Annotated in this window: 4 protein-coding genes and 1 pseudogene; 3 read left to right on the plus strand and 2 right to left on the minus strand. The window is 69.7% G+C overall.

Annotated features, from left to right (window positions below; translation table 11 throughout):
* Positions 1 to 154 precede the first annotated feature (154 nt).
* The 3 genes from AC31A1_RS46195 to AC31A1_RS46205 all read left to right on the plus strand — a co-directional run bounded on the left by AC31A1_RS46195 (position 155) and on the right by AC31A1_RS46205 (position 4,029).
* Positions 155 to 2,617, plus strand: coding sequence for an MFS transporter (locus tag AC31A1_RS46195; protein WP_489659065.1), 2,463 nt, complete (start codon positions 155 to 157; stop codon positions 2,615 to 2,617).
* A gap of 94 nt (positions 2,618 to 2,711) precedes the next feature.
* Positions 2,712 to 3,533, plus strand: a complete 822-nt coding sequence (locus AC31A1_RS46200) for a YceI family protein (protein ID WP_489659062.1) — start codon at positions 2,712 to 2,714, stop codon at positions 3,531 to 3,533.
* A gap of 28 nt (positions 3,534 to 3,561) precedes the next feature.
* A complete protein-coding gene (locus AC31A1_RS46205) occupies positions 3,562 to 4,029 on the plus strand; it encodes a PPOX class F420-dependent oxidoreductase (RefSeq protein WP_489659063.1) in 468 nt (155 codons plus the stop codon).
* A 17-nt stretch (positions 4,030 to 4,046) separates the two neighbouring features.
* Here the strand turns inward: AC31A1_RS46205 and AC31A1_RS46210 are convergent, their stop codons facing one another.
* Both AC31A1_RS46210 and AC31A1_RS46215 read right to left on the minus strand, forming a co-directional pair.
* Positions 4,047 to 4,814 (minus strand): TetR/AcrR family transcriptional regulator, encoded by a 768-nt coding sequence (locus AC31A1_RS46210; RefSeq protein ID WP_489659064.1) that lies wholly within the window; start codon positions 4,812 to 4,814, stop codon positions 4,047 to 4,049.
* 109 nt (positions 4,815 to 4,923) lie between these two features.
* Positions 4,924 to 5,175 (minus strand): annotated as a pseudogene (locus AC31A1_RS46215) (MFS transporter); the annotation flags it as partial.

Below are 5,175 nucleotides of genomic sequence, written 5' to 3' on the forward strand. Positions count from 1 at the left end.
CCCCATGACCCCCCACTCCCCCCACCACGAACTCGAACGCATCACCCGTACACCCGCATAAGCACGGAAGAGAAGGAAGCCCATGGCCACGACCACACCAGCCGGTGTGCGGGCTCACGCCAAGCACGGAGGACCGTCACCCGACGGCGCTCCGATGACGCACCGGCAGATCATGGAGGCGCTCTCCGGGCTGCTGCTCGGAATGTTCGTCGCGATCCTGTCGTCGACGATCGTCACCAACGCACTCCCCAAGATCATCGGCGACCTGGGCGGCGGCCAGTCCGCCTATACCTGGGTCGTCACGGCCTCGCTGCTGGCCATGACCGCGAGCACGCCTCTGTGGGGCAAGCTCTCCGACCTGTACAGCAAGAAAGCGCTCGTACAGATAGCCCTCGTCGTCTACGTGCTGGGCTCCGCCGCCGCCGGTCTGTCCCAGAACCCCAGCATGCTCATCGCCTGCCGGGTCGTGCAGGGCGTCGGCGTCGGCGGTCTGTCCGCCCTCGCGCAGATCGTGATGGCCGCGATGATCTCCCCGCGTGAGCGCGGGCGCTACTCCGGCTACCTCGGTGCGACCTTCGCCGTCGCCACCGTCGGCGGCCCGCTGCTCGGCGGCGTCATCACCGACACCTCGTGGCTCGGCTGGCGCTGGTGCTTCTACGTCGGTGTGCCGTTCGCGATCATCGCGCTGATCGTGCTCCAGAAGACCCTGCACCTGCCGGTCGTCAAGCGCGAGGTGAAGGTCGACTGGGGCGGTGCGTTCTTCATCTCCGCCGCCGTCTCCCTGCTGCTGGTCTGGGTCACCTTCGCCGGTGACAAGTACGACTGGATCTCGTGGCAGACGTACGCGATGGTCGGCGGCTCGATCGTGCTCGGCCTGCTGTTCCTGCTCGTGGAGACCAAGGCGAGCGAACCGATCATCCCGCTGCGGCTGTTCCGCAACCGCACCATCACCCTGTCCTCGCTCGCCTCGTTGTTCGTGGGCGTCGCGATGTTCACCGGCACCGTCTTCTTCAGCCAGTACTTCCAGCTGGCCCGGGACAAGTCCCCGACCATGTCGGGCGTCATGACGATCCCGATGATCAGCGGGCTCTTCATCTCCTCGACCGTCTCCGGCCAGTTCATCACCCGGACGGGCAAGTGGAAGATCTGGCTGGTCAGCGGCGGTGTGCTGCTGACGGCGGGGCTGGGTCTGCTGGGCACCATCCGGTACGACACGGACTACTGGAAGACCGCCGTCTTCATGGCTCTGCTGGGTCTCGGCATCGGCATGATGATGCAGAACCTGGTGCTGTCCACGCAGAACCAGGTGGCCCCGGCCGACCTCGGCTCGGCCAGCTCCACGGTCACCTTCTTCCGTTCCCTCGGCGGTGCGGTCGGCGTCTCCGCGCTGGGCGCGGTCATGGCCCACCGAATCACCGACTACGCCAAGGACGGCATCGCCGGCCTCGGCCCCAAGTACGCCGCCCTGGCCTCCGGTTCGAGTTCCAGTGACTCCATCCCCGACATGAACAAGCTGCCCGCGCCGCTGCGCACGGTCATGGAGAGCGCGTACGGCCACGGCATCGCGGACGTCTTCCTGATCGCCTCGGCCCTGGCACTGCTCGCCTTCCTCGTCACGCTGTTCATCAAGGAGGTCCCGTTGCGGACCAAGGGCGCGCTGGCGCAGGCGGCGGACGACACCGCTGAGGCTCCGGCGACCGAGGTCCCCGCCGCCGCACAGGCTTCCGAGCCGGTCGAGGAGCGGACCCCGAGCTGGGCCGCCGCCGAGACGCATACCGAGTCCGGTCCCGAAGGCACCCGGCAACTCGCCGCCGTAGCCACGGTGGCCAGGGAGGAGACCGCCCCCGTGTCCAGTGGAACTCCCCTTCGCGGCTACGTCCGCGGCGCCGAGAGCGCGCCCGTCCCGCAGGCCGCCGTCACGCTGATCTCCCTCGGGGGACGCCAGTTGGGCCGCTCGGTCACGCAGGCGGACGGCTCCTACGCGCTGGCCGCGCCGAGCGTCGGCTCCTACGTCCTGATCGCCTCCGCCGACGGCTTCCAGCCGCAGGCCTCCACGGTCGTCGTCAACGGCCCCGAGCCGGTCTCCTACGACGTCCTGCTCAGCGGCACCAGCGGCCTGAACGGGCTCGTCCGCGCGGCCGAGACGGGGCTGCCCGTCAAGGACGCGATGGTCATCGTGACGGACGTGCGCGGCGACCTCCTCTCCACCGGAGTCACCGGTGAGCAGGGCGAGTTCGCGTTCGCCGAGCTGGTGCCGGGTGCCGTGACCGTCGCGGTGAACGCCGCCGGGTACCGGCCGCGCGCGCTGCCCGTCGAGGTCGGCGGCACGGGCGTCACCCGGGTCGAGATCGACCTCGACTCCGGCGCCCAGGTCCAGGGCGTCGTCCGCGCCCCGCACGGCCCGCTGGCCGACGCCCGCGTCACCCTCGTGGACGCGGCGGGCAACGTGGTCGGCACCGCCACGACCGGTTCGGACGGGGCGTACGCCTTCACCGACCTGAGCGGCGGCGAGTACACGGTGATCGCGACGGGCTACCCGCCGGTCGCGACCGCCGTCACGGTGAACGGCCGCGGAGCCGACGGCCGCGACATCGAACTCGCCCACCCCGGCGAGTAGTTGATACCCCGGCCTGTGCAACGCGTCCCGAGCGGAGGCGCGTTGCGCAGGCCGGTCCCCTGTGTAGGGCTGTACGGCAAGGAGTTAGAGGGACATGGGACTGACCGCGAAGATCCGTACCCGCGACGGATGGGCCGTGTCGCACGCGGTCGTCACGGTGACCGACATGACCGGGGCGCAGGTGCTGCGGGCCGAGGCGGACGCGGAGGGGGCCGTACGGGATCCGAATCCGATGGCCCCCGGGCCGTACACGGTGATCGTGACGGCCGTCGGGTACGCGCCCGCCGCCGCCACCGCGATCGTCACCGCGAGCGGGCGGGCCGAGGTCGGCACGGTGACGCTGGCACGGCAGGGCGGTACGGAGCTGCCGCCGCCCGGGCCGTGGACGGTCGACCCCGCCCACTCCACGGTCGGCGCGGTCGCCCAGCACCTGGGCATCTCCAGTGTGCGCGGCCGTTTCACCGACTTCACCGCGTCGGTCGAGATCGCGCCGGACGACATCGCCAAGTCCCGTGTGGAGGCGGTCATCCGGGCCCGGTCCATCGACACGGGGAACGGCATGCGCGACGAGCACCTGCGCTCCCCGGACTTCCTGGACGTGGCCCGCTACCCGGAGATCACCTACCGCTCCACGGGCCTCACCCCGGCCGGTTCCGACCGCTGGACGGTCTCCGGCGAGCTGACCCTCCACGGTGTCGTACGACCCGTCGACCTCGACCTCGCCTACCTCGGCACCGGAGCCGACCCCTGGGGCGGTACGCGCGCCGCGTTCCGGGCGACCGCGGAACTGCACCGCGAGGACTTCGCGATGAACTATAACCAGGTCGTCCAGGCGGGCATCGCCGCGATCGGTACGACACTCCGGGTCGAGCTGGACATCCAGGCGGTGCAGGGGGAGTCGCTGCCGCAGGCGTAGGCGGGAGCCGTGCGCCTAGGCTGGACGTATGGCACCGAACATCGCGACCAACACCAAAGTCACCCTGGCCGAGTTGCTGGACTTCGTACGACCCCGCCATCGCGCGCTGCTGCTGACCCGGCGGGCCGACGGCAGCGCTCAGGCTTCGCCGCTCACCTGTGGGGTGGACGACTCCGGGCGGATCGTCGTCTCCACGTACCCCGAGCGGGCCAAGACCCGCAACGTCAAGCGGGATCCGCGGGTCAGCATCGTCGTCCTGAGCGACGAGTGGAACGACCCGTGGGTCCAGATCGACGGCACGGCCGAGGTCATCGACTCGCCGGAGTCCGTGGAACCGCTCGTCGAGTACTTCCGGAACATCTCGGGGGAGCATCCGGACTGGGACGAGTACCGGGCGGCGATGGTGAAGCAGGGGAAGTCGATCATCCGGGTCACGCCTGAGAAGTGGGGTCCGGTTGCCACCGGCGGGTTCCCGGCGCGGCTGGCCCAGGACTGAACGTACGGGTCGTCGGGCTATTTCTCACGCTCGACCATCGCCTCGATGCCCGCCACCAGCAGATCCAGGGCGAAGGTGAAGTCCCGGTCCATCATTTCCGCGACCGTGTCACCGCCCCGGGCCGCCATGAGTTGCTTGGACTCCTCCACGACCTCGGGGATCGTCGGGGCTCCGTCGAACGTCGTCATGGCGTGCCGGAAGTAGTCGTCGGGGGTCATGCCGGTGGCGGCGACGCGGGCGAAGAAGTGGCCCTCGATCGTGCCGTAGCCGTACACGAACTGGAAGACGGCGGAGATCGCCCCCGTCAGGCCGTGCTCCGGCAGCCCGGTTCGCCGGATCACGCGCTGTACGACACGGGAGAATTCGAGCGAGTTCGGCCCGATGTTGAGGAAGGTACCGGCGAGCGGCGACAGCCAGGGGTGCCGGACCAGCAGAGCCCTGTACTCCGCTGCCAGCATGCGGAGTTGGTCCCGCCACTCCTCGCCCTCGGCCTCAGGATCGGGCAACCGCAACTCCCCGAAGACGGCGTCCAGGGCGAGTTCGAGGAGATCGTCCTTGGTGTCGACGTACCAGTAGACGGACATCGCGGTCACGTTCAGCTCGGCGGCGAGCCTCCGCATGGAGAACTTGGCCAGGCCCTCGGCGTCCAGCAGCCGTACCGTGACTTCGGTGATGCGGGTACGGTCGAGACCGGGTTGGCCCCCGCGTCCGCCCCGGCGCGTCTTCGTCTCAAGCCAGACACTGGTGCGCGCGGAACGCCCTGACGGCGGCGATGTCTTGGCCATGGCGAACCTTCCTCAGCATTTCAATCCCGGGCCAGTATTTAGGGGCGCGGGGAACTGCGCGACCAGCCACAACGGACCGACAGCCGCCGACGCACACCCGCCACCCGAGCTACTGGGCGACCACCATCTCCGAGTCTGCCCGCTCCGCCCGCCACAACAACGCCGCGGCAAGCAACCCCCCGGCCAAAACAGCGACGGCCCCCACCAACTGACTGACCTCCAGCGCGGAAGAGAAGGAATCGGTCACCTTCCGTCTCTCCTCAGCGGAAGACGCCGCCGCCAAGCCCACCGGCAGGGACACCGCAGCGAACCGAGAACTCAACACCGCCCCCAGCACCGCGACCCCCAGCCCGTTCCCGAA

The organism is Streptomyces sp. P5F9 (assembly GCF_057961495.1).